Below are 20,631 nucleotides of genomic sequence, written 5' to 3' on the forward strand. Positions count from 1 at the left end.
TGCTTAAAATAACAGTGGGTATGGAAAACTAAACATATCTTCAAGCGTTGATAAAAATTTGCACGATGCCTTCTGTAATCACATTCTGTGTAATGATGCGTTTTGCAAATAAACATGCTATATCTAAATTAAAATAAAAAACGTTGCTTACTGCGTGGTAACAAGTTGTTTGTAAAAAGCAATGACTTTCATAGGCTAAGTGGAACACATGACAACAATACGCATCTTGCTTTTGTTACTGATATGCGGAGTTTACTTCACCGCTAGTAGCGCCTATGCAAGCAGCGTAGAGTCTAACTATGGCCCAATACACTTTCAAAGCGCCAAGGTAGCAAATTGGCAACTTAAAAGTCGCTTCAGACCCCATTCGATTACCGAAACTCATTACTACGACAGTAGCTTTACCTATCCTGCAGGTTCGCAAACCCTTGTCAGCGCAAAGCGCACATTTAATACGCGATTGCCACAACAGGTATATGCCACCTACAACACAAACAACACGGCATTTCGACACTATGCCGAGTGGTTATATTTACCCACAGACATTGGCACCTTTACGCGATTAGGCTGGCTTCTTGGCGACAATAAGGGGCTTAATATGGCGGTGGAGCTAGAGCACAGGCAGGTGGGTGAAGAAGAAAATATGGGGTTGTCTCTTGGTGTTCACTACTTCTTCTAATGCACTTTTATCTCGCACTTTATTTTTGTCCTCTGTTTCTTAAATACTTATTTTCATGTAAAGAAGCCTCGTAAGTTTTAATAAAGGTTTGCTGTATAAGGAAAGCATCGGTGCTTGCACGGTGACGTTTCGTATCACACTGCTCCGACAAATCATCTTTTACTTCATGCCATAGACACATTTGGGTTTCATTTAAAATGTATTCCATAGCTCTGCAGGTAAATGTCATATCTATTTGTGCCGCAGAGAACAACTTGATTAGCCACGGATTGTCTACTACCCAACCATCACTATACACAACCGTGTTGCCCAAAAAGTGGTTGAGTTCTTGGCACACTTTTGCGGGCTCTAAACCTCGTGTATGCAACATCTCTCTGGTAATGCCATGTAATGCTTCTGCTTTTTCATCCCAATGCATCCATGCGTCGTAGGGACGGATCAACTTGCACCACTTTGCACCATCATAGCGCACAATTCCTATTTCAATTGGGTAACTCGCCGCACCAAAACCACTGGCTTCGATATCGACAATAGACGGGAGCCATCTTTTCTGCACTTGTTCTCCGCGTGAATAATCACTTACATCACATCGTAAATTGATACTGAACTCGCTTTCTGACTCGGCGATATTTTCCAGTAAGGTGTAAATGCCAACACTCAATGTCGAATTTACTCCATCTTAATACCAGCTTTAATAGCAGAATCATGCCACTTTTCCTGTAAACGGTTTTCAATGTCTAAAAGTAGAGCCTCGCTGGTAAATAACACTTAGCTGTTATATCTTCGTTTTAGTGCAACTATACTGATAGAGAAACAACTGAATGCCTTTAACCTATCAAGCTGAGGGCACGCTGATATTCACGTTAAACGTTAGACGGGTGGAAGTAAGTTTAATGGAGGTGGATAAAAAGTCTTAAGTAAGTTCAGGCTATACTAGACAAATATGCTGACTATTCAACATATCGTAGGCTCGTTACACTTATAAACACATGCTCACGAGTCTTCCTAGACTAGGTAATCACGAAACTCGATTAGCATGCTCAATGCACTTTCTCCCTGAATTGAATATGGGTCAAAAATATCATTACCAGAATACTTAATAATAGTTTCTTTTTTCAGCTTCTGTTCCGAAATAAAGCCCATGTCCCACGCCCCGAATTGACGGCTAAAAATCTCGGAATAGGAGATAAGCATTATTGCGTCGTGGCGCGTATCTTTTTGTATTTCAGAAAATATTTTATTCACAGCGCTTCTGGTGCCCTCGATACATTGCAAAAAATATTCAGAGTTAAAACATAACATCCCTGTAATGCCACTTTTCTTATTTTTGTGTCTTGCTGTGGCTAAAATATTGTCTATATCACCAGGCAAAAACATATCACTAACTTTACTGGCATAGATTAATCTGACAAGAAACATTGCTTTTATCCTCTTTTTGCTTAAAGAAAACTTTCTATGACTGAATGTATCCGCTATGAAGCTAGGGGCTGATTAAACGCGATAGTTCTATGATTTGCCTCTATTATCCCTTTACTATTCAACCTTTTCATTACTCTACTAAGCGTTTCCACTGCTATGCCCAGATAATTTGCAATATCATGACGAGTCATATGCAATTCGATAGCATTAGCACTCGAATCTACGCCAGCATACTGCTCACGCAAAAAGTAAATAAGCCGGTCTTCTGCTTCCATAGTGTTGAGCAATGAGTAATGTGTTTGGCGTTTAACTATTCTTTCACTCATCAGACTTAGCATTTGATTCGCCAGTGCGGGGGAAGTTAGTAACGCTTTGTCAAAATCCTCTCGTTCTATTTTCAGAACTTTGGTGTAGGACATTATTTTCACGCTTTCTTGGTAGTTAGTATTACTAAGACCGGATAGACCGATCACATCACTGGGATGGTAGAACTCTATTATTTGTCCCGCTCTAGGCTGTCTGCTTAAAAGCCCTTTCGCGCTGCCGCTGCAAAGCACATAAAAGCCGCTGTATGTTTCATCTTGGTCAAAAAGCACATCACCCTTCTCAAGAGATAGCACACGCTTTTTTAACAACTTCAATACACCATTATTAAAATGACACTCTTTAAAAAATGGACAATATTTGCACACATCTACAATGTTATCGCGGTCCATATTCATTACCTCTATAACCTAGTATCTGGCTTATGATGAAAACCTTATACAAAAGTAGTGTAAATCTTTGCATAAAGTTATTGTGTGTATTATCACTAAGAGTAAGTAGAAACCACATTTACCCCAACGCGGGTAGTAAAATTGAAGATAAGTAACCTAGGACTAAACTTTGACCCAAGAACAAAATGTTGTTCATATCATTGATGACGATGATTTACTGGTAGAAACAATCTGTCTTGCGTTTGATACTGTAAACATCCAATACTCATGCTATAAAAATGCTGAGCAGTTTATCGATGCATTTCCCGCAGATGCATTCGCATCGATGTCTGGTTGCTTATTGTGCGATATTCGCATGCCTGGCATTGGCGGCCTTGAGTGCCAACGCCAATTGAATGCTTTGAACTCTGCATTACCCATTATTTTCATGACGGGTTTTGCAGATGTCGAAATGGCTGTTGAGACTATCCGAAGCGGCGCATTTAATTTTGTAGAAAAACCGTTCAGGCATCAAAAGTTGATTGATACGGTACAATCAGCACTGAAACAAAATGCTAGTTTGCTAAGCGAGCGCAAATACATGAGGGAAATAGAAAGAGCAATAAACACCTTGTCGAATCGCGAAAATACCGTACTTGAGTTACTAATAGACGGGTACCCAAATAAGTCAATTGCTAAAAGACTCGATATCAGCTTACGAACTGTTGAAGTGCATCGCTCTAGAATTTTTGAAAAAATGGCAGCAAAGAACGTAGCAGAACTTGTTAAAAAAATAATGATAGTGAAGCAAAATCTGCTGTTTCAATGAAAAAACTTACAATCTAGAGCCGCTGCCTGACTTTTTAAGGTAATCGCTCACCACCTGCGGTATGTCGTTGATATCACATACCACATCAACAGCGTCTAGCTTAATTGCCTCTCCTGGCATACCGAATACCACACAAGATTGTTCGTTTTGGGCAATAGTAAATGCTCCACTGTTTCTCATTGCAAGCAGACCTGCGGCTCCATCCTTTCCCATTCCAGTCATAATTATACCTACAGCATTTTTGCCAGCGGCTTTGCTTACAGAATCAAAAAGTACATCAACAGAAGGTTTGTGACCACTGACCCGATTTGAGTTAATTAATGTGGTTCTATAATCAGCACCGCTTTTCTCTATACCCATATGGATGTCTCCAGGCGCTATATATACAGAACCAGGTAAAAGCCGCTCGCCTCCTTGAGCCTCGGCAACCTTAACATGACACAGGGTATTCAGTCTGTTGGCAAATGTAGTGGTAAAACCCGGAGGCATATGCTGAGTAATAACAACCGCCGGTGCATTAGCGGGCAGACTTAAAAGAAATGTTTTTATTGTTTCTGTACCGCCTGTAGAGGCGCCTATGGCGATTATTTTCTCTGTTCCGCTAATTATCGACTGCTGTTTGATTTTTTTATTAGCTCCATGGCGCTTTGCCACTTTTGTAGACGCTGCCAACCTGACTTTCTCAACAATTAATTCTCTATATGCTTCCATGCCCTCCTTAACACCTATTTTTGGCTTGGCAATATAGTCAATAGCACCTAATTCTAAGCTCTTCAACGTAGCATCAGCCCCTTTTTCAGTTAATGTTGAAATCATCAGCACTGGTGTAGGCCTAGCTTTCATTAGTTTTGATAAAAAGGTAATACCATCCACTTTTGGCATTTCAATATCAAGGGTAATCACATCGGGAGCAAATTTGTTAACCATATCTCTTGCGACATAGGCATCTGGCGCCGTGCCAACGACATGGATATCGCTTTCACTAGATAAAAGGGTCTTTAGTAGACTGCGAATAAGCGCTGAATCATCGACAATAAGTACTTTTATCATGAGCTACTTTTAAACAAATCAATGTCGTTGGCCATATTAGACTGTCGCAAACGCAATCTATACTCACTCTCCCGGTCTAAAATAGTCGTATTATTTAGTGAGCGTATTTTTTTGACATTTACCACTCCATTATCTGCGGAAAAATAGACCTTACGAGGGTAAAAGTTTAAAACGTCACTGGCCAGCACAGGGATTTGCTCTTGTTTTAAGTAATCAAACGTAAATTCGACATTGCGCTCGCCTACGTTGTTTTGAATAAAACCTTTCATCACGTTACCGCCTCCAAAAACTTTGGCAGTTAAATTTCGTTTTTCGGCACCTAATTTGAGCATTTGATTGATGAGTAACTCCATCGCAAAGCATCCATATCGAGCTGAATCGGGTATTAACGACAGCCTCGTTGTTTCATCATTGGGTAATAAAAAGTGATTCATCCCCCTGACTTTTTTTATTGCATCGTATAAGCAAACCGCAACACAGGAACCCAATACTGTAACTATCATCGTGTCATCGTTGGTAGCATAAAACTCTCCAGGAAGAATTTTTACTGCATAATTAGCAAAGTGAGTATCGTAGTAACGATCTGCGTAGAGCGTATTACCAAGTTCGTCAATCATTTTTTGGCATTCCCGCTGTCACATACTTTTTTATAGGCGGTTTTTCCTATAGGTCTTAGCATGTGGCTTGCGCCCATAAAATTCTCGGAGTGACCTGCAAAATATAATCCGTCTGATTTAAGAAAAGTGACCAATCGTTTTAACACTCTCGACTGCGTTTTTTTATCAAAATAAATCATCACGTTACGGCAAAAAATCACGTCAAAAGGTCCCTTTACCCTGCCCCAGTTATTATCGGTTAAATTAAGCTTTTCAAACCTCACCAATTTTTGTAATTCAGGCACAACCCTTACTTTGCCTTCGTTAAAGCCTCGACCCTTATGAAAAAATTGCTTTAATTTTATTGGCTCTAATGCAGACACTGCATTTTTAGCGTAGATACCTTCTTTTGCTATGTGCAAAACCGAACTGTCAATGTCTGTAGCAATGATTTCTACAGGTGGCGCGAGGCTTTTGAATGCCTCTGCAGCAGACATAGCTATGGAGTAAACTTCTTCACCTGTGCTACTAGCTGCGCACCAAATACGAGATGTTCCATTCGTTTGCATCAGCTGTTGCTTTAACATTTCAAAGTGATGAGCTTCTCTAAAAAAGGACGTCAAATTGGTCGTCATCCCATTTATAAAATGCTCCAATTCGTTACTATTACGCTCTAGGTGGTATATGTAGTCAGAGAAATTGTTCAACCCTAAAGCGCGGAGCCTGCGTGCAAGTCGACTGTATACCATTGAATCCTTGCTATTCGCTAACTTGATACCGGCCACCTTATACAAGGTTAATTTTATTCGTTCAAAATCACTCGTATCAAAGGCAAACTCTCTGTGAGTTAACGACATAACGCATTTACCTCGTTAAAAAGATTCCCACTCGTCTTCTTCAGGTGATGCCGGCTTTATATTTCTATTTGAATCGGGCTTTGATTGAACTCGACTGTTGTTCTTCACAACAGGTGAAGAAGAGTGCCCTGAGTTGATAGAGTCAGCAGTATTAGCTAACTTAAATACCGAAATTTGACGGTTGAGGCTTTGTGACTGAGCTTGCAAGCTCTCAGCAGCAGCAGATGCCTCCTCCACCAACGCAGCATTTTGCTGAGTGACTTCATCCATTTGAGATACCGCTTTGCTGACTTCCTCAATACCAGAAGCTTGCTCTGATGATGCTGCGGCAATTTCTGCCATTATGTCGTTAACCCTTTTAATCGACACAACTATCTCTTCCATTGTTTTGCCCGACTGACTTACCAGCGAATTACCATTTTCGATTTTGTTCACTGAGTCGGATATCAGAGACTTTATATCTTTCGCTGCATCGGCAGAGCGCTGTGCTAATGACCTTACTTCCGAGGCAACAACGGCAAACCCTCGTCCCTGCTCTCCTGCTCGTGCTGCTTCTACGGCCGCGTTAAGTGCAAGTATATTTGTTTGGAACGCAATACCATCAATCACACCGATAATGTCTGAAATTTGCTGCGCCGATTCGTTAATCGACCCCATGGTGTCGACAACTTTATTAATTAAGTTACCACCATCAATAGCAATGGAAGAGGCCTGAGAAGCCAACCCATTTGCTTGGTTAGCATTTTCAGAGTTAAGTTTTACTGTCCCAGTAAGCTCTTCCATACTCGACGCTGTCTGCTCTAAGCTCGAAGCCTGCTCTTCAGTACGACTCGATAAATCACTGTTGCCTTGTGCGATCTCGGTGGCGGCTGTATTTATTAAGTCTGACGCCGTACGTATCTCTGAAATCATCTCTACTAAGTTGTCTATAAACGATGTCATTGCATCACTAATTTCAATAAACTCTCCTTCAAACTCTGCATCAACTTTTGTAGTAAGATCGCCACCTGAAAGACCTTTTAACACACGCTTAATTTCATTAATCGCCACTTTTCTCCCCGTAATATCAGTAGCGTATTTAACGACTTTAAACGGCTTTCCATTGACATCTAAAATTGGGTTGTAGGTAGCTTGAATCCATACCTCTTTGCCTCCCTTACCAATGCGCTTAAATTCATTATTTGAATAGATACCCGCATTGAGCTGACTCCAAAATTCACTATATTCATGACTCCTTCTGTATTCAGAATCGACAAACATACTGTGATGTTTACCCTGCACTTCTTGCAATGTGTAACCCATAGTTGTTAGGAAGTTGTCGTTAGCATTTAATATGATGCCATCCATGGTGAACTCGATGACAGCCTGTGATTTTCCTATTGCTTCTATTTGACCCGCATAATCTGCATTTTTTATTTTTTGTTCGGTTATGTCTGTTGCGTACTTAACTACACCGGTGACCTTCCCAGCATCGTTTAAAATAGGGTTGTACGACGCTTGAATCCAAATTTCTTTTCCAGCTTTGGTGATACGTTTGAACTCTCCGGTTTGAAATTGTCCTTCGCCCAGACTCTTCCATAACTCCATATACTCTGGTGAATTGTGAGTAGTTGGATCGACAAAAATTCGATGATGCTTTCCTACAATTTCATCAGGGCTGTAGCCCACAGCATCTAAAAAATTTTTATTTGCTTTTGTGATGTAGCCATCTGGGGTGAACTCAATAACCGCTTGAGAGCGATCAAGCGCATTTAACATACCCGTTTTAAGAATAAGTTCGCTTATATCTAACCATTCTACTGCGGTTCCCAAACTCTTTCCTGAGTCATCAACAAGCGGCATTAGTGTGAGACTAAAATCTAATGAACCCACACTGATTGATGAACTCATAGTCTCTCTCAGGTTCGCTAGCATGTTTCGCTGATGAGCGGGGTTTTTGTGAAAGATATCTATATTTTGACCAATGAGATTATCAGCTGAAAATTGGGGGAGTACCTTCTTTAATTCGGCCTCGCAACTTTTAAGCAGAGTGAGTACCGATTTGTTCGCATAAATAATGACTCGGTTCGCATCTGCAATCATAAAGCTAGTTGAACTTTGCTCTAACGCCTGAATTTGTCTCTCTGCGTTAGCCAGTCGTGTAGAAGATTTAAATAGGTTTAAGACATTCATAATTTACTCCTGACCATCTTGGTTGCTAGAGTCAAACAAAGCCAGTGACTCACTGCTAATCAAACTTTCAATATTCACGATAATAACCATCGCTTCGTTGACCTCTGCCAAACCATGTAAAAACTTAGTATCAAAGGCCACACCAAACTCAGGTGGAGGCTTAATATCATCTTCAGACAACGTGATGACGTCAGAAACTGCATCAACGACAATTCCTACAATGCGATCAAAAACGTTAAGCATGATTACAATGGTGAATTCATCATACTTTGCTTCACCGACATCAAACTTAATACGAAGATCGACGATGGGGACAATATCGCCTCTTAGATTCAGTACCCCCTTTATGAAAGAAGGGGCATTGGCTATTTTTGTAACGGGCTCATATCCTCTTATTTCCTTTACGGACATGATGTCTAGCGCATACTGCTCATCACCCAATACAAAGCTGAGAAATTCTCGCTTTTGAAGAACGAGATGCTCAGATCGCTCGTTTTTGGTCAACGTTTCGTTCATTCGTTTGCCTCTCCGCTGCTTCCGTATTAATGTCTTCAGATAAAGATTCCACATCTAAAATAATCGCAACATGACCGTCGCCCATAATTGTTGCTCCAGCGGCGCCGGGAACTCGTCGATAATGTTGTTCTAAACTTTTTATAACGACCTGTTGTTGCCCTAAAAGCTTATCTATCATAAGACCAAAGCGCTTTTTACTGCTTTCAATAAGTATGATGATGGCGTCAGTAGGCTGCTCTACTGCATGGTCAATATCCATTCTTTTCGCTAAATTGAGTATGGGCCAGTACCTGTCTCGAACCCAAAGTAACTTCTCATTCCCCATAGAGCGAAGTTGTTGTGGAAGCGGCTGAATAGATTCAACAATAGTCACTAAAGGCACCACAAACACTTGATCGCCACTTGCAACACACATTCCATCAACGATAGCCAGCGTAAGTGGAACGCTGATAGAAAACGAAGAGCCCTCACCTTGCACAGATGAAATATTTATTCGCCCGCCAATACTTTCTATATTGCGTTTTACAACATCCATTCCCACACCTCGACCTGATATGTCAGTCACGCTATCTGCAGTGGAAAATCCTGGAGCAAAAATAAGATTCCATACGTCTTCATCAGTGCCATTAGGGTTGAACGATAATGCGTTTTGCCGTGCTTTTTCTAAAATGCGTTCTTTGTCGAGGCCTGCACCATCGTCGCGAATACTAATGACGATATTACCGCCCCGTTGCGCTGCCGACAGAGTAATGACACCTGATTTAGCTTTGCCACGTTCTAAACGGACTTGAGGTCTTTCAATTCCGTGATCGATGCTGTTTCTAACCAGGTGAGTTAGGGGGTCAACGAGCTTTTCTATCAAACCTTTGTCAATTTCTGTGGCGCCTCCCTCAATCTGTAGCTCAACGTCTTTTTCTAGCTTTTCGGCAAGATCACGCACGAGTCGAGGAAACCGATTGAAAACGAAAGAGATGGGCAGCATGCGCATCGACATCACCGCTTCCTGTAGTTCTCGAGTATTCCTCTCGAGCTCAACGAGTCCTAGCTGCAGCTTTTCTTTTGCATCGGGCGCTTCACTTGTACCTTGGACGGTTAGCATTGATTGCGTAATAACCAGCTCACCGATTAAATTGACTAAAAGGTCAACCTTACTGGTGTCCACGCGAATAGATTTCGATTCAATAGAAGTTACTTTTTTTGAAGATGAGGAAGGCGGAAGTGGGTTCTTTCCCGCCTCTCCTATCTTACGGGGAGAATTGGCGCTGCTTTCAATTAATGGTTCTTTTTGGCAGTCTACGTTTGCAAAAGCCCCCTGACCCGCTGTAGATTCTTCGTCATCAAAGAAGCCAAACGCTTCTTGAGATTCTTTTGCTTCGTCGCTGTCATCTAGGTATGGTGCGTCTGAACAGTCAGAATCGTCAAATAGGCCAAATCCCGTTGAGTCATTTTCTTGATTGGTATCGTCACCATCGTCTAACTCGAAAAAACCAAACCCATCGTTGTCGTCTTCTGCCACATCCATGCGCTTTTTTTCACAACTTTCGCCATTTATCGTTTTCTCTAATGCACAAATACCCTCATCAATTTCGCTATGATTTAATGAGGTTCCAGTACGATAGTCTTGCAAAATACTCTTGAGTAGGTCGGTTGTTTTAAGTAGCTGATTAATAATTTCTTTAGTAAGTTCTTGTTCGCCATGGCGAGCTTTATCTAAAAGGTTTTCCATTACATGTGTCAAACCACCAAGACCACTAAATCCAAAGATCCCACTACCTCCTTTAATAGAATGAGCAGCGCGAAAAATACTGTTTAATGACTCAGGGTCTGGCGCGAATGGATCTATTTCTAAAAGTAACGCCTCCATTGTTTGTAGGTGTTCTTCACTCTCGTCGAAAAAGACCTGATGAAATTGTTCTACATCGATTGACATGGTTTACCCCAAGACCTTAGCGACGAGTTGCAAAAGTTTTGTCGGGTCGAAAGGTTTTACCATCCAGCCAGTAGCCCCCGCGGCTTTTCCTTTGGATTTAATATCACTGCCAGCTTCTGTTGTTAAAACGACGATTGGAACTTTGGCAAAAGCCGTCAAACCTCTAAGCGACTTAACTAAAGTGATACCGTCCATATTTGGCATATTTACATCAGTGAGTACAAAGTCGAAACGATTGCTTTGGCATATTTCAAATGCATTTTGTCCATCAACGGCTGAGGTAACGTTGTATCCCTCACTTTTAAGGGTAACTTCTACCATTTGTCTTATTGATGGTGAATCATCCACGATTAAGATTCTTTTACTCACATACTTCTCCCTAACAATCATGCAAATTCCAACATCACTTTTATCTAGTGATATCTCGACTTAGACAGAAGTATAGTGCCCTCATATTAAGAGAGCGGACGTAAATTTCTGAAAATTGACATATGTCAAGATTATGAAGAAATTCATACGAGATAAATTCCGCTCCACTATATTTCAATATTATGCACAACCCACAGATTGGAAAATCATTGTGAAACATAATGTCCTCATTGCTGACGACGAAAGTGAGATCAGGAATCTTCTTGACGATTTATTTAATCAAGACTTCAACCTTTTCTTTGCTGAAACGGGAGACGAAGTCATTTCGCACCTACAGTCTTCGTTGGATATTATTATTCTGGACATGCATCTACCTGGAAAATCAGGTATCGATATTTGTCAGCATGTGGCTAGCTTACCTCTAGAACAGCGTCCCTCTATTGTGGTTGTTAGCGGAGACACCTCTGATGCGTTAGTAAAAAATGCGTATGAACTCGGCATTAGCGATTACATTGGTAAACCATTTAATTTAGTGACGTTTCATGAGCGGATTATTCGCTTTGCTCACGACATCAATGCCATCAGGGAGCTACGTAAAAAAGATAAAGAAATAGAAAGTCTTGCACAAACTGCTATGAAACAAGCAGCTTCTTATGGCAGAGCGCTTGAACTTGTCGCAAAGTTGAATGACTGTGAAACGCCTGAAGATATTATGCATTGTGTAGCTAAAAGCATGCAAAATCAGGACTTAAAAATTGCAATTCAGCTGCGTTCAGAACAAACGGTATACAGTTATGATGTAGACACCAATACATGTTCACCCATTGAGCTTCAAATTTTTGATGTATTGAAAAATCACGGACGAATTTATCACTTTGGACGTCGCAGTATTTTCAATGATACGCACGTTTCTATTTTATACAAAAATATGCCTTACGAAGGGACAAGATCATTTGATGCAATACTAGATGTGGCAGCAAAACTAATCTTAGCAGTCAATTCTCGTTTTTTATCACTCGTTCAACAACAGTCATTAATTTCTACACGCTCGCGGCTGAAGTCTGTCCTTGGTCTCGTAACTGAAGGTATTCAATCAGTTGAGCGCGAGCGACGAGACCTGATAGAACAAGTAGAGCTAAAAATTGGACTGAGTTTCCACGAACTAGACATGACAGAAGAGCAAGAACAGTTTTTTGTGCAACTCATAGAAACAGAAATTAGAAGTCGCGGAGAAAGTACTAATCTCAAACACCTAAAAAAACTCATTGTGGATTGCGTTGATGACATGGTGCTACTGCAACCATCAAAAAATAGCAATGAAACGAGTAAAAGCGAAAGTATAGTAGATAGCGTAACCAGTGATGATATTGAGCTGTTTTAATAACAAACACGAAAATTTGTCGCGGCCCGTCGTGATGAATATAAAAGGGAAATAAATGACCAATATTCTGATAATTGAAGATGTACAAGACATTGGCGAAAACCTTTCAGAATTTGCGCGTATTGCTGGATTTAATAGCCACTATACTGAAACGTATTCCACGTTATCTTCTAAAGAACTCAGAAAAGCGTCGCATATTATCTTAGATTTAAATATGCCTGAACTCGACGGATTAGACATCTTAGATGAGCTTAAGATAATGAGTATTGAAGCGCCTATTATTCTGTGCTCTGGCATGTCAGACGATATAATAACAAGCGCCATAGATGTCATGAACGAGCTTGGATTATGTTTTGGCGGCTGCTTACCAAAACCATTCACGTTTGAACAATTTACGACATGTATCTCTAAAGCCTCGCTGGCACCGTCAGCTGTAAGCAGTTCACCTCAAGATATAAATAAGACAAGATTGACAAAAGGAGATTTAAAAATCGCTTTGCAACAAGGATGGTTCTACCCCGTTTTTCAACCTCAGATAGATATTTCCGATAACAGTCTTATGGGAATAGAATGCTTAGCGCGACTAGACCACCCACTACTAGGTCAGTACACTCCTGACGCTTTTATAACGCGATTAGTAGAAACTGACCTTATTGATGAGTTTACTACAGTGTTTATAAGAAACACGCTAACGGATCTTAACAGTATCGGCTACCCTAGAGATAAACGCATTTCATTTAATATAGATCCCAAGTCATTGCACCGGTCATTACTTACTGACTTGACCCGTTATTTGTCTTCTCAGCATATTCAGCCAGAACAAATTTGCCTCGAAATCACAGAATTATCTGCCCTTGGATTAACAAAAGAATTAAGAACTTTGTTGACTAAAATTCGAATGAGCGGCGTTCATATCTCAATGGATGATTTTGGCACAGGTTTTTCTACCATACATGAACTTGATCAGCTGCCTTTCGATGAAGTAAAAATTGACTGTGAATTTGTTTCAAAAATGACAGAAAGGGCTGGTTCTTTGGCTATTGTGAAAAATATTGTCTCACTAGGACATGATTTAAACATGGTGGTCGTGGCAGAAGGTGTAGAAACTCAGGAACAGGTAAACATTTTAAAGCAGCTTAATTGTAAATTTATGCAGGGTTACTTTTTTTCTAAACCTGTAATATTAGATGAACTTGCTTCAAAGCTACATCACATGTAGCAATTCATCGAATACCGTTAGATGAAGAAACGCCTGGAGAAAACTGTGTCTATGTATAAGAACGACAACTCAGCAAACGGCGAAGAACCAAAACCAGAAACAAATTGTGTTTTATTTCCTACCACGCTAATCATTGCTATAGATAGGTTCGGGGTGGTAAAAAAACTGAATGAATCAGCGTTGCGTGCTGTGGATTGGAATACTTCAGAACTCAATAAACACACCATTCAGTCTCTCATAGTGGAAGCGGAACGAGCCCATTTTACATCATTACTCGACGAATGCGTCGAAACCAAGCGACGCTGCACAACAGCTGTTAGCTTTTTAAAAGGCAATGTCGGCTCTGTGAGATATCACTGCCAATTAGAAAGCCTTCATTGCGACGAACACGATGAGGTTATCGTTTACGCATTACCCGAGGAGCCACACAGAATTAACGCGCTTGAAGATTTTAAAGAAAACGACGTTGGTGATCGCTACGCATCGCTATCAACCAAGTTAGAATTATTATCGAAAGTCGCTAGTATATCTATTACTGGAATTACCATCTGTGATAGCAAAAGAAAACTTCTATGGGCAAATCACGCATTTGAAAAAATAACAGGATATTGCCTTGATGAAATCAAAAATCGCTCTCTAGGTGCATTTTTGCAAGGCAAGAACACCGACAAAAAAGTGACTAAACACATCAACGACTCACTCAATAAAGGCGTCGATGTCGATGTTGAAATACTGAATTATTCAAAAAAAGGCGTGGAATATTGGTGCCACTTACTTATATCCCCGGTGTTTGAACAAGATAAAATCACCCATTTCATCGGAATTCAGCATGACATTACTCAACAGAAAAAACAGCATGAAGTATTGTCGAGACGCTCACGTATGCATGCTGTAGCTCAATTAGCTGGCAAAGTTTGTCACGATATCAATAATATTATGGCCATTATATCGGGAAACGTACAATTACTGTCGATGCAAAAAAAGGATGAAAAAAACACTAAATATATTAAAAATATCGAAGTTGCCACAGATAGGGCCTCTTGCGTAACGCAAGATTTATTACGCAAAGTAAAAAGCGAGCAACAAGATAAAAGACCGATAAACATCAATCAAACTATCAATGATGCCATTGCCTTAATCAACCATCGCTTTACCGCATCAGTATCGTATGAAACATACCTGCAATATAATAATGCAATAGCGATTAATAAAGCCTTATTCCTAGAGGTTATTCTTAGCTTACTTTATCGTGCAAACGATGCCATTAAAAAAACGGGTAACATTACTATTGAAACATATCCTATCGATGCATTTACTCCTAGAAACGGTGTTGTACTACATCGCCCAGCAAATCACGAAAGATATGCGTTTATCAGCGTGAAAGATTCCGGTGTTGGTATAGAAGCTTCAAAAATTCCAGACTATTTTGCTCCAAGAGAGTTTCACCAAATAAGAGCGGTCGACACGCCCGATTTTACATTGCTAGATGACTTTTGCCTTCTCAGTAAATCTGGCTTAGCAATAAATAGTTATCTCGATAAGGGCACTACTGTTTGTATTTGGATTCCCGAGAATAGATTAAATGACTAACAATAAGGAGGTGTTAACAGTAGTTGTCGTCGACGACGAGGTAATGATTTTAGATGTTATGAAGAGCATTCTAGAGGCACATGGACTGACTGTGTTTAGCTTTACTTGTGCATCTGAGGCCATGGCCTATATTTGCGAAAACAGTTCGTCAATTGACGCCGTAGTAACTGATTATAAGATGCCTGGTAAGATTAACGGTTACGATATTTACAAGTTAATAAGAGCAAAGTTTCCGTCGATAGCATGCTTCATCGCTTCGGGCTATATTGAAATAGAAGAAGCCGAGGTTGAAGAACAATTTCTGACTACAAAACCAATAAATTTCGAGCAGTTTCTTCCTGCTTTATACACAGCCTGCGGGGCCAGAAAGTAATACAGCACCTCAAAAAAGCGGATAAATGATGACGCAAAATCATGAAATATCGAGTTTAGAAGAACGGATAAAAGTACTAGAGCAAAAATTAAGCGACATCCACAAACAAAAATCTGACGAAAACCACTATCGCCTTTTGTTTGATAATGTCCAGCATGAGGTATATGTATGGAAGTTACGATATGACGATAGCGGTAAAATATTAAACTGGTATCTCGCTGACGCAAATAAAAAAGCATTAAGGACTGCTGGAAAAAGTCTAGAAAAGGTTTTAGGTAAACATACGTCAGATATTTTTGACTCGGGTACATCGGAATATTTCAAAGCCTCTGTCAACAACATGTTTGCTACCCATGAACCACATTCATGGGAATATTATCTTGCCAAAACAGGCCAGCACATGAAAGTGACTAATTTTCCAGGTGATCACTACTTTATTAGCTCATGTGTTGATATCACGGCAACAGTCAAAACAGAGACTAGATTAAGGGACACCGTACTCCAACTTGAAGAAGCGATATCCGCTGGCAACGTTGGCTTATGGGATTGGGACTTGCTATCTAATACGACCTATTTTTCTCCAGAGTGGAAGAAACAATTGGGATATGCGCCACATGAATTAGCAAATCACTTTGGCGAATGGGAAAGCCGAGTGCACCCAGAAGACATAAAAGATGTGCTCGTCAAAGTCAATGAAACGCTTTGCTCTGGCAAAGACTATCACGATATAGAATTTAGAATGCAGCACAGGAATGGAGACTATCGCTGGATTTTAGCCCATGCATCGATGATCACTAATAAATACGGCAAGCCTATCCGGCTAGTGGGCTCTCATATCGATATTACCGAACGAAAGCAAATGGAAGAGAACAATATGCAACAGGAGAAGTTGCAGGCTCTTGGAACTTTAGCCAGCGGTATCGCGCACGACTTTAACAACCTTCTTACCCCTGTACTTGGCTATACTCAATTAATAAAAACCCTGCTACCAGAAAAACACGCAGCAACAGGCTATCTTGAGCATATAGAGGTTTCAGCGGAACGTGCAAAAGATTTATCACAGCAAATTTTGTTGATGACCAGAAAATCCATCAAAAATATAAAGCCAGTTAATATTGAGAAACTTGCCGAAGAGGTGATTTCAACGGTGCAAAGTCATTGCCCTGAAAGTATTGTGGTTCAAACGATGATTGAAGACGAACTTCCGACTTTAGGTGCCGAACCCGCACAAATTCATCGACTATTGTTGAACCTTTGTAACAATGCGGTTCACGCCATGCCACAGGGGGGAGAACTTACTGTTGAGATAAGCTCATGCCTGAAACAGCTAAAAGCTTTAGAGGATGAATGTGAGGAAAATTATATTTGCATAAAGATAAAAGATACGGGTAAAGGAATTGATAGCCAAGCGATTAGTCGTATTTTTGAACCTTTTTTCACAACTAAGCTTTATGGAACTGAGCGGGGGACAGGGTTAGGATTAGCTATAGTAGACAGCGCTGTTAAGCAACACAAAGGCCACATTGAAGTAGCAAGTGAAGTTGGAATTGGGACAGAATTCACTATTTATCTACCTATAATTGCAGGACATTCTCAAGAGCAGTCAAAGACGTGGGAAAAGGCCAGTAACCTACAAGGTCTTGGTATTGTTTTGTTGGATGATGAGCTTGCTATTTGTCAATTGGGCGACGCCCTTCTTAGTAAGTTGGGTTGCAGCGTTGTTACTTTTCAGCATGTTAACGAATGTATAGAATTTTTAGCTAAACATGAGACAGAATACGATTTGCTCATCAGTGATTACGCGCTACCTGAAATGAGTGGCGATAAGGTTATTTCAACATTGAGAGAGAAGGGTATAGTTATCCCTTGTGTTATCGCAACGGGTTTTACGCAGTTAGCCACAGAGAAAAACTGCAAACTTTGGCAGTGCGCAAGAATAATAAGCAAACCATTTACTATTGATGCATTAAGAGATGCAATTTCGCGCGTCGTTCACGAATCACATTCAACTCTTGAATGAATTGTCTCATTAACTTGAGAAAGTCCAGACAAAGGGGAAAGGGTCTTTCAATAAAGAGGGAATATGATTAAGTACCGAAAGTTGCGACAACTCTCATCGAAAGAGTGTATTTATCGCGGGGGTAACTACCAACTAGCTGATACATTAAAACTTACGAATAAAGGTGGAGTTGGCCGATAAGCCGGGTTCTGTCGTGGGCAACCATTCCTCTAGATCAGCAATCACTCACTGATTCAAGCAACCTACCCGATCCCCATGCGGGCCGCACGTTGAGGGATCCTATTTGGTCTTGCTCCGGGTGGAGTTTACCTCGCCACACTCTGTTACCAGAGGCGCGGTGCGCTCTTACCGCACCCTTTCAGCCTTACCGGCATGTAAACATGCTTAGGCGGTCTTCTCTCTGCTGCACTTGTCGTCGGCTCTCGCCGCCCAGACGTTATCTGGCACCCTGCCCTATGGAGCCCGGACTTTCCTCCCCTTTCTTACGAAAGCGGCGATTGCCTGGCCAACTCCGCGGCGCATTCTACATGAAGCCCCCTTTAATAGCGAACAACTTACGGCATTAACGTTGATATTCGCACGGTAAAATGAATGCCTACTACTCCGAATATCATAAGACAGCATGTTTATTTGATAAAGATTGCGTTTTTCACTTAGACTGACCACTTTATTTTTCACAAGCGTAATCAGTAATGTTAACACTAGCTAAATCTACCTCTTTGCGAGCTATGGGCGCTTTATGCCTGCTTGCAGCCGCCTCTGCGCACGCCACCGTTGTTGAAGTACGAACCGTACTAGGTGATGTACAAATAAACCTTTTCGATGAAGAAACGCCTGAAACTGTAGAGAATTTTTTGAACTACGTAAACTCGGGGGCTTATGCAAACACAGTGGTGCATCGTTTAGAGCCAAGCTTTGTAGCGCAAAGCGGCGGTTTTGTTTATAACGGTATGTTCCCTCTTGATAATGTTCCCACGGGAACTCCTGTTGTGAATGAGCCTACGTTATCTAACGTTCGCGGTACTATTGCAATGGCAAAACTCGCCAGCTCTCCTGATAGCGCCACATCACAGTGGTTTATTAACTTATCTGACAACAGCGCAAACCTAGATGTGCAAAATGGTGGATTTACCGTGTTTGGCCAAGTACTGGGAAATGGAATGGAAGTGTTTGATGCAATTGAAGCACTACCACGTTTTGACTTAGGCGGTGCGGCCTCGTCTATTCCACTGAGAGATTACACCAGCACCGATGCAAGTAACGAGGTTGAGATAACGGGCGACAACTTGGTGATTATTACTGATGTAGTAGTGACAGATAGCGCAACGGTTACCAATCCAGATATTGTACCGGTTGAAAATACGCTGCTAGACGCGGGCTCACCTAATGTACCGGGTTCTAACAACGATTCGTCTGGCGGTGGAAGCTTAGGCTTTTTCCTGCTTAGCTTAGCGCTGGTATGTCGCTGCGTTAAGTTTAAGCGTTCATAAGCCTTTAGCCGGCTATAAGACGCCCTTAGCGACTATAGGAAGCCACCTTTCATCAAAAGGTGGCTTTTTTACTCATAAAATTAAAATCTATTTCTGTGGATTAATTAAATACTTCTCACCGGTTTTTTTCGCATTGTATTGAGCAATTTTTTCAGGCTGCAATGCTTCTTCTAAGCTTAATACATCGGTGAAGTCGCTCTTAAACGTGGTGTTAATTTCATTTGCTACACGATGATGTAGCGCCCCCACTTTTTCTGGGGCTAGCTTGCCTAAGAAGCGCATTAATAGCCACCCGCCAATTCCCCAAGTCATGCCGTAGGCACGGTTTAATATAGTAGGTGAAAAGTCTAGGCCGCCATAAATGTAAACTTGTTTGTTGGCGTCTGAGCCGTAGGTATTGAAACCTTCGGCGTCTTTGCTTCCAACCGCTTCCATTGCCGTTAGTATGTCGCTTACTAACTCGCCCCCACCAATGGCATCAAACGCCAATGTAGCACCGGTTTCTTCAATGGCTTTGTAGAGATCTTTTTTGAAACTATCGCTTGATGAGTTGCACACGTATTTTGCGCCAATCTCAGTGAGTAAATCAGCTTGAGACTGCTTACGTACTATATTGACCAAGGGCACGCCTTCGGCAATACAAATTTTGTTTAGCATAATACCTAAGTTAGAGGCCGCTGCTGTATGAACCAATGCACTATGACCTTCCATGCGCATGGTTTCTACCATACCCAATGCCGTTAGCGGGTTTACAAATGAAGACGCGGCTTGCTGTGGCGTAGTCTCTTCTTTATGAACAATGCACGCTTGAACCGGTACACAGCAATACTGCGCAAAACATGCACCCGATAATACTGCTACTGTTTTACCTAACATAGACTGCGCCGCTTCGCTTTCACCGGCAGCGACTACTACGCCAGCCCCTTCATTACCGATAGGCAGTGACATATCCAGGCGAGATTTTATACGAGGTAGTAAACCAGGGTGCACGGGGGCTGTTAACTGTCCCTTATTGGCATCGAAGGTGGCTTCATTCAAATTTGCAGGGCCAAACATGGGCCACATATCAGAGGGATTGATAGGTGTGGCTTCAATTTTAACAACAACTTGATGTGCTTTAGGTTCGGGAATATCAGAGTCAACGAGGTTAATTTCTAGCTGACCTTGTGAAGTGATTTTTGTTAGTAGTTGTTTTGATGTTGTCACAGTAATCATTCTCCGTGTAATTATATTAAGTAATAGCGTTTGCTTATAACCTTACGCTAGCACTAAGAAAAGCCGCACGCGAATAACTTAGGTGGATAGGCAATCATAAGAGTTAATCGGTACACGGTGCCGGCTGTTGTACTTATGCAGTCAGTTGTACTTTACAAAAAGGTACTTTCGCCTATTTCTAAAACCACCAGCAACTTGTACCCATCACCAATAATCACTATTGTAGAGCGA

At 41.2% G+C, this 20,631-nt stretch carries 19 protein-coding genes and 1 other RNA gene; 8 read left to right on the forward strand and 12 right to left on the reverse strand.

Annotated features, from left to right (window positions below; translation table 11 throughout):
* The first annotated feature begins 208 nt into the window (after window positions 1–208).
* Window positions 209–679, forward strand: a complete 471-nt coding sequence (locus GTW09_RS09400) for a hypothetical protein (RefSeq protein ID WP_100970968.1) — start codon at window positions 209–211, stop codon at window positions 677–679.
* 19 nt (window positions 680–698) lie between these two features.
* Here GTW09_RS09400 and GTW09_RS09405 read toward each other — a convergent pair whose 3' ends face one another.
* From GTW09_RS09405 to GTW09_RS09415, 3 genes are all read right to left on the reverse strand, one after another.
* The gene (locus GTW09_RS09405) at window positions 699–1,235 is read right to left on the reverse strand and encodes a hypothetical protein (protein WP_163111838.1); all 537 of its coding nucleotides are present in this window, start codon (window positions 1,233–1,235) and stop codon (window positions 699–701) included.
* 449 nt (window positions 1,236–1,684) lie between these two features.
* On the reverse strand, window positions 1,685–2,098 hold the full coding sequence (locus GTW09_RS09410; protein WP_163111684.1) for a BLUF domain-containing protein: 414 nt from the start codon (window positions 2,096–2,098) through the stop codon (window positions 1,685–1,687).
* Between the two features lie 53 nt (window positions 2,099–2,151).
* Window positions 2,152–2,814: a Crp/Fnr family transcriptional regulator gene (locus GTW09_RS09415; protein ID WP_163111685.1), complete on the reverse strand. Its 663-nt coding sequence runs from the start codon at window positions 2,812–2,814 to the stop codon at window positions 2,152–2,154.
* A 169-nt stretch (window positions 2,815–2,983) separates the two neighbouring features.
* Here GTW09_RS09415 and GTW09_RS09420 point away from each other — a divergent pair, with 169 nt between their 5' ends.
* The gene (locus tag GTW09_RS09420) at window positions 2,984–3,622 is read left to right on the forward strand and encodes a response regulator transcription factor (RefSeq protein WP_163111686.1); all 639 of its coding nucleotides are present in this window, start codon (window positions 2,984–2,986) and stop codon (window positions 3,620–3,622) included.
* 6 nt (window positions 3,623–3,628) lie between these two features.
* On the opposite strand, the gene GTW09_RS09425 is transcribed toward GTW09_RS09420, so the two are convergent.
* From GTW09_RS09425 to GTW09_RS09455, 7 genes are read right to left on the reverse strand one after another with little or no spacing between them, the layout of a single operon-like run.
* Window positions 3,629–4,672: a protein-glutamate methylesterase/protein-glutamine glutaminase gene (locus tag GTW09_RS09425; RefSeq protein WP_163111687.1), complete on the reverse strand. Its 1,044-nt coding sequence runs from the start codon at window positions 4,670–4,672 to the stop codon at window positions 3,629–3,631.
* The gene (gene cheD / locus GTW09_RS09430) at window positions 4,669–5,289 is read right to left on the reverse strand and encodes a chemoreceptor glutamine deamidase CheD (protein WP_163111688.1); all 621 of its coding nucleotides are present in this window, start codon (window positions 5,287–5,289) and stop codon (window positions 4,669–4,671) included. Before cheD ends, GTW09_RS09425 begins: the two co-directional genes overlap by 4 nt.
* On the reverse strand, window positions 5,286–6,125 hold the full coding sequence (locus GTW09_RS09435) for a CheR family methyltransferase (RefSeq protein WP_163111689.1): 840 nt from the start codon (window positions 6,123–6,125) through the stop codon (window positions 5,286–5,288). The genes cheD and GTW09_RS09435 overlap by 4 nt, the downstream gene beginning before the upstream one ends.
* A gap of 15 nt (window positions 6,126–6,140) precedes the next feature.
* Window positions 6,141–8,297 carry a methyl-accepting chemotaxis protein gene (locus tag GTW09_RS09440; protein ID WP_163111690.1) on the reverse strand — a complete coding sequence of 719 codons (2,157 nt, stop codon included), beginning with the start codon at window positions 8,295–8,297 and terminating at the stop codon, window positions 6,141–6,143.
* Between the two features lie 3 nt (window positions 8,298–8,300).
* The gene (locus tag GTW09_RS09445; protein ID WP_163111691.1) at window positions 8,301–8,813 is read right to left on the reverse strand and encodes a chemotaxis protein CheW; all 513 of its coding nucleotides are present in this window, start codon (window positions 8,811–8,813) and stop codon (window positions 8,301–8,303) included.
* A complete protein-coding gene (locus tag GTW09_RS09450; protein ID WP_163111692.1) occupies window positions 8,779–10,743 on the reverse strand; it encodes a chemotaxis protein CheA in 1,965 nt (654 codons plus the stop codon). The genes GTW09_RS09445 and GTW09_RS09450 overlap by 35 nt, the downstream gene beginning before the upstream one ends.
* A gap of 3 nt (window positions 10,744–10,746) precedes the next feature.
* On the reverse strand, window positions 10,747–11,112 hold the full coding sequence (locus tag GTW09_RS09455) for a response regulator (protein WP_163111693.1): 366 nt from the start codon (window positions 11,110–11,112) through the stop codon (window positions 10,747–10,749).
* Window positions 11,113–11,323: 211 nt separating this feature from the next.
* Here GTW09_RS09455 and GTW09_RS09460 point away from each other — a divergent pair, with 211 nt between their 5' ends.
* Genes GTW09_RS09460 through GTW09_RS09480 form a run of 5 tightly spaced genes read left to right on the forward strand, consistent with a single transcriptional unit; the run spans window position 11,324 to window position 17,695 of the window.
* Window positions 11,324–12,493, forward strand: coding sequence for a response regulator (locus GTW09_RS09460; RefSeq protein WP_163111694.1), 1,170 nt, complete (start codon window positions 11,324–11,326; stop codon window positions 12,491–12,493).
* Window positions 12,494–12,548: 55 nt separating this feature from the next.
* Complete coding sequence (locus GTW09_RS09465) at window positions 12,549–13,712, forward strand: EAL domain-containing response regulator (RefSeq protein WP_163111695.1); 1,164 nt, start codon at window positions 12,549–12,551, stop codon at window positions 13,710–13,712.
* 51 nt (window positions 13,713–13,763) lie between these two features.
* On the forward strand, window positions 13,764–15,302 hold the full coding sequence (locus GTW09_RS09470; protein ID WP_239059345.1) for a two-component system sensor histidine kinase NtrB: 1,539 nt from the start codon (window positions 13,764–13,766) through the stop codon (window positions 15,300–15,302).
* A complete protein-coding gene (locus GTW09_RS09475) occupies window positions 15,295–15,675 on the forward strand; it encodes a response regulator (protein ID WP_163111697.1) in 381 nt (126 codons plus the stop codon). The genes GTW09_RS09470 and GTW09_RS09475 overlap by 8 nt, the downstream gene beginning before the upstream one ends.
* 25 nt (window positions 15,676–15,700) lie before the next feature.
* The gene (locus tag GTW09_RS09480; RefSeq protein WP_163111698.1) at window positions 15,701–17,695 is read left to right on the forward strand and encodes a PAS domain-containing hybrid sensor histidine kinase/response regulator; all 1,995 of its coding nucleotides are present in this window, start codon (window positions 15,701–15,703) and stop codon (window positions 17,693–17,695) included.
* Between the two features lie 161 nt (window positions 17,696–17,856).
* On the opposite strand, the gene rnpB is transcribed toward GTW09_RS09480, so the two are convergent.
* Window positions 17,857–18,208: RNase P RNA component class A (gene rnpB, locus GTW09_RS09485), an RNA gene on the reverse strand.
* 179 nt (window positions 18,209–18,387) lie between these two features.
* Here rnpB and GTW09_RS09490 point away from each other — a divergent pair.
* Window positions 18,388–19,185 (forward strand): peptidylprolyl isomerase, encoded by a 798-nt coding sequence (locus GTW09_RS09490; protein ID WP_163111699.1) that lies wholly within the window; start codon window positions 18,388–18,390, stop codon window positions 19,183–19,185.
* Between the two features lie 87 nt (window positions 19,186–19,272).
* On the opposite strand, the gene GTW09_RS09495 is transcribed toward GTW09_RS09490, so the two are convergent.
* A complete protein-coding gene (locus GTW09_RS09495; protein WP_163111700.1) occupies window positions 19,273–20,391 on the reverse strand; it encodes an MDR/zinc-dependent alcohol dehydrogenase-like family protein in 1,119 nt (372 codons plus the stop codon).
* Window positions 20,392–20,631: the final 240 nt, after the last annotated feature.

This window comes from Alteromonas hispanica, from assembly GCF_010500915.1.
Taxonomy (GTDB): Bacteria; Pseudomonadota; Gammaproteobacteria; order Enterobacterales; family Alteromonadaceae; genus Alteromonas; species Alteromonas hispanica.

Coding starts and splice junctions, on each gene's coding strand:
- GTW09_RS09475 (WP_163111697.1), top strand. CDS start 15,295: ATGACTAACAATAAGGAGGTGTTAACAGTAGTTGTCGTCGACGACGAG.
- GTW09_RS09490 (WP_163111699.1), top strand. CDS start 18,388: ATGTTAACACTAGCTAAATCTACCTCTTTGCGAGCTATGGGCGCTTTA.
- GTW09_RS09465 (WP_163111695.1), top strand. CDS start 12,549: ATGACCAATATTCTGATAATTGAAGATGTACAAGACATTGGCGAAAAC.
- GTW09_RS09470 (WP_239059345.1), top strand. CDS start 13,764: ATGTATAAGAACGACAACTCAGCAAACGGCGAAGAACCAAAACCAGAA.
- GTW09_RS09440 (WP_163111690.1), bottom strand. CDS start 8,297: ATGAATGTCTTAAACCTATTTAAATCTTCTACACGACTGGCTAACGCA.
- GTW09_RS09400 (WP_100970968.1), top strand. CDS start 209: ATGACAACAATACGCATCTTGCTTTTGTTACTGATATGCGGAGTTTAC.
- GTW09_RS09450 (WP_163111692.1), bottom strand. CDS start 10,743: ATGTCAATCGATGTAGAACAATTTCATCAGGTCTTTTTCGACGAGAGT.
- GTW09_RS09425 (WP_163111687.1), bottom strand. CDS start 4,672: ATGATAAAAGTACTTATTGTCGATGATTCAGCGCTTATTCGCAGTCTA.
- GTW09_RS09480 (WP_163111698.1), top strand. CDS start 15,701: ATGATGACGCAAAATCATGAAATATCGAGTTTAGAAGAACGGATAAAA.
- GTW09_RS09415 (WP_163111685.1), bottom strand. CDS start 2,814: ATGGACCGCGATAACATTGTAGATGTGTGCAAATATTGTCCATTTTTT.
- GTW09_RS09445 (WP_163111691.1), bottom strand. CDS start 8,813: ATGAACGAAACGTTGACCAAAAACGAGCGATCTGAGCATCTCGTTCTT.
- cheD (WP_163111688.1), bottom strand. CDS start 5,289: ATGATTGACGAACTTGGTAATACGCTCTACGCAGATCGTTACTACGAT.
- GTW09_RS09435 (WP_163111689.1), bottom strand. CDS start 6,125: ATGTCGTTAACTCACAGAGAGTTTGCCTTTGATACGAGTGATTTTGAA.
- GTW09_RS09410 (WP_163111684.1), bottom strand. CDS start 2,098: ATGTTTCTTGTCAGATTAATCTATGCCAGTAAAGTTAGTGATATGTTT.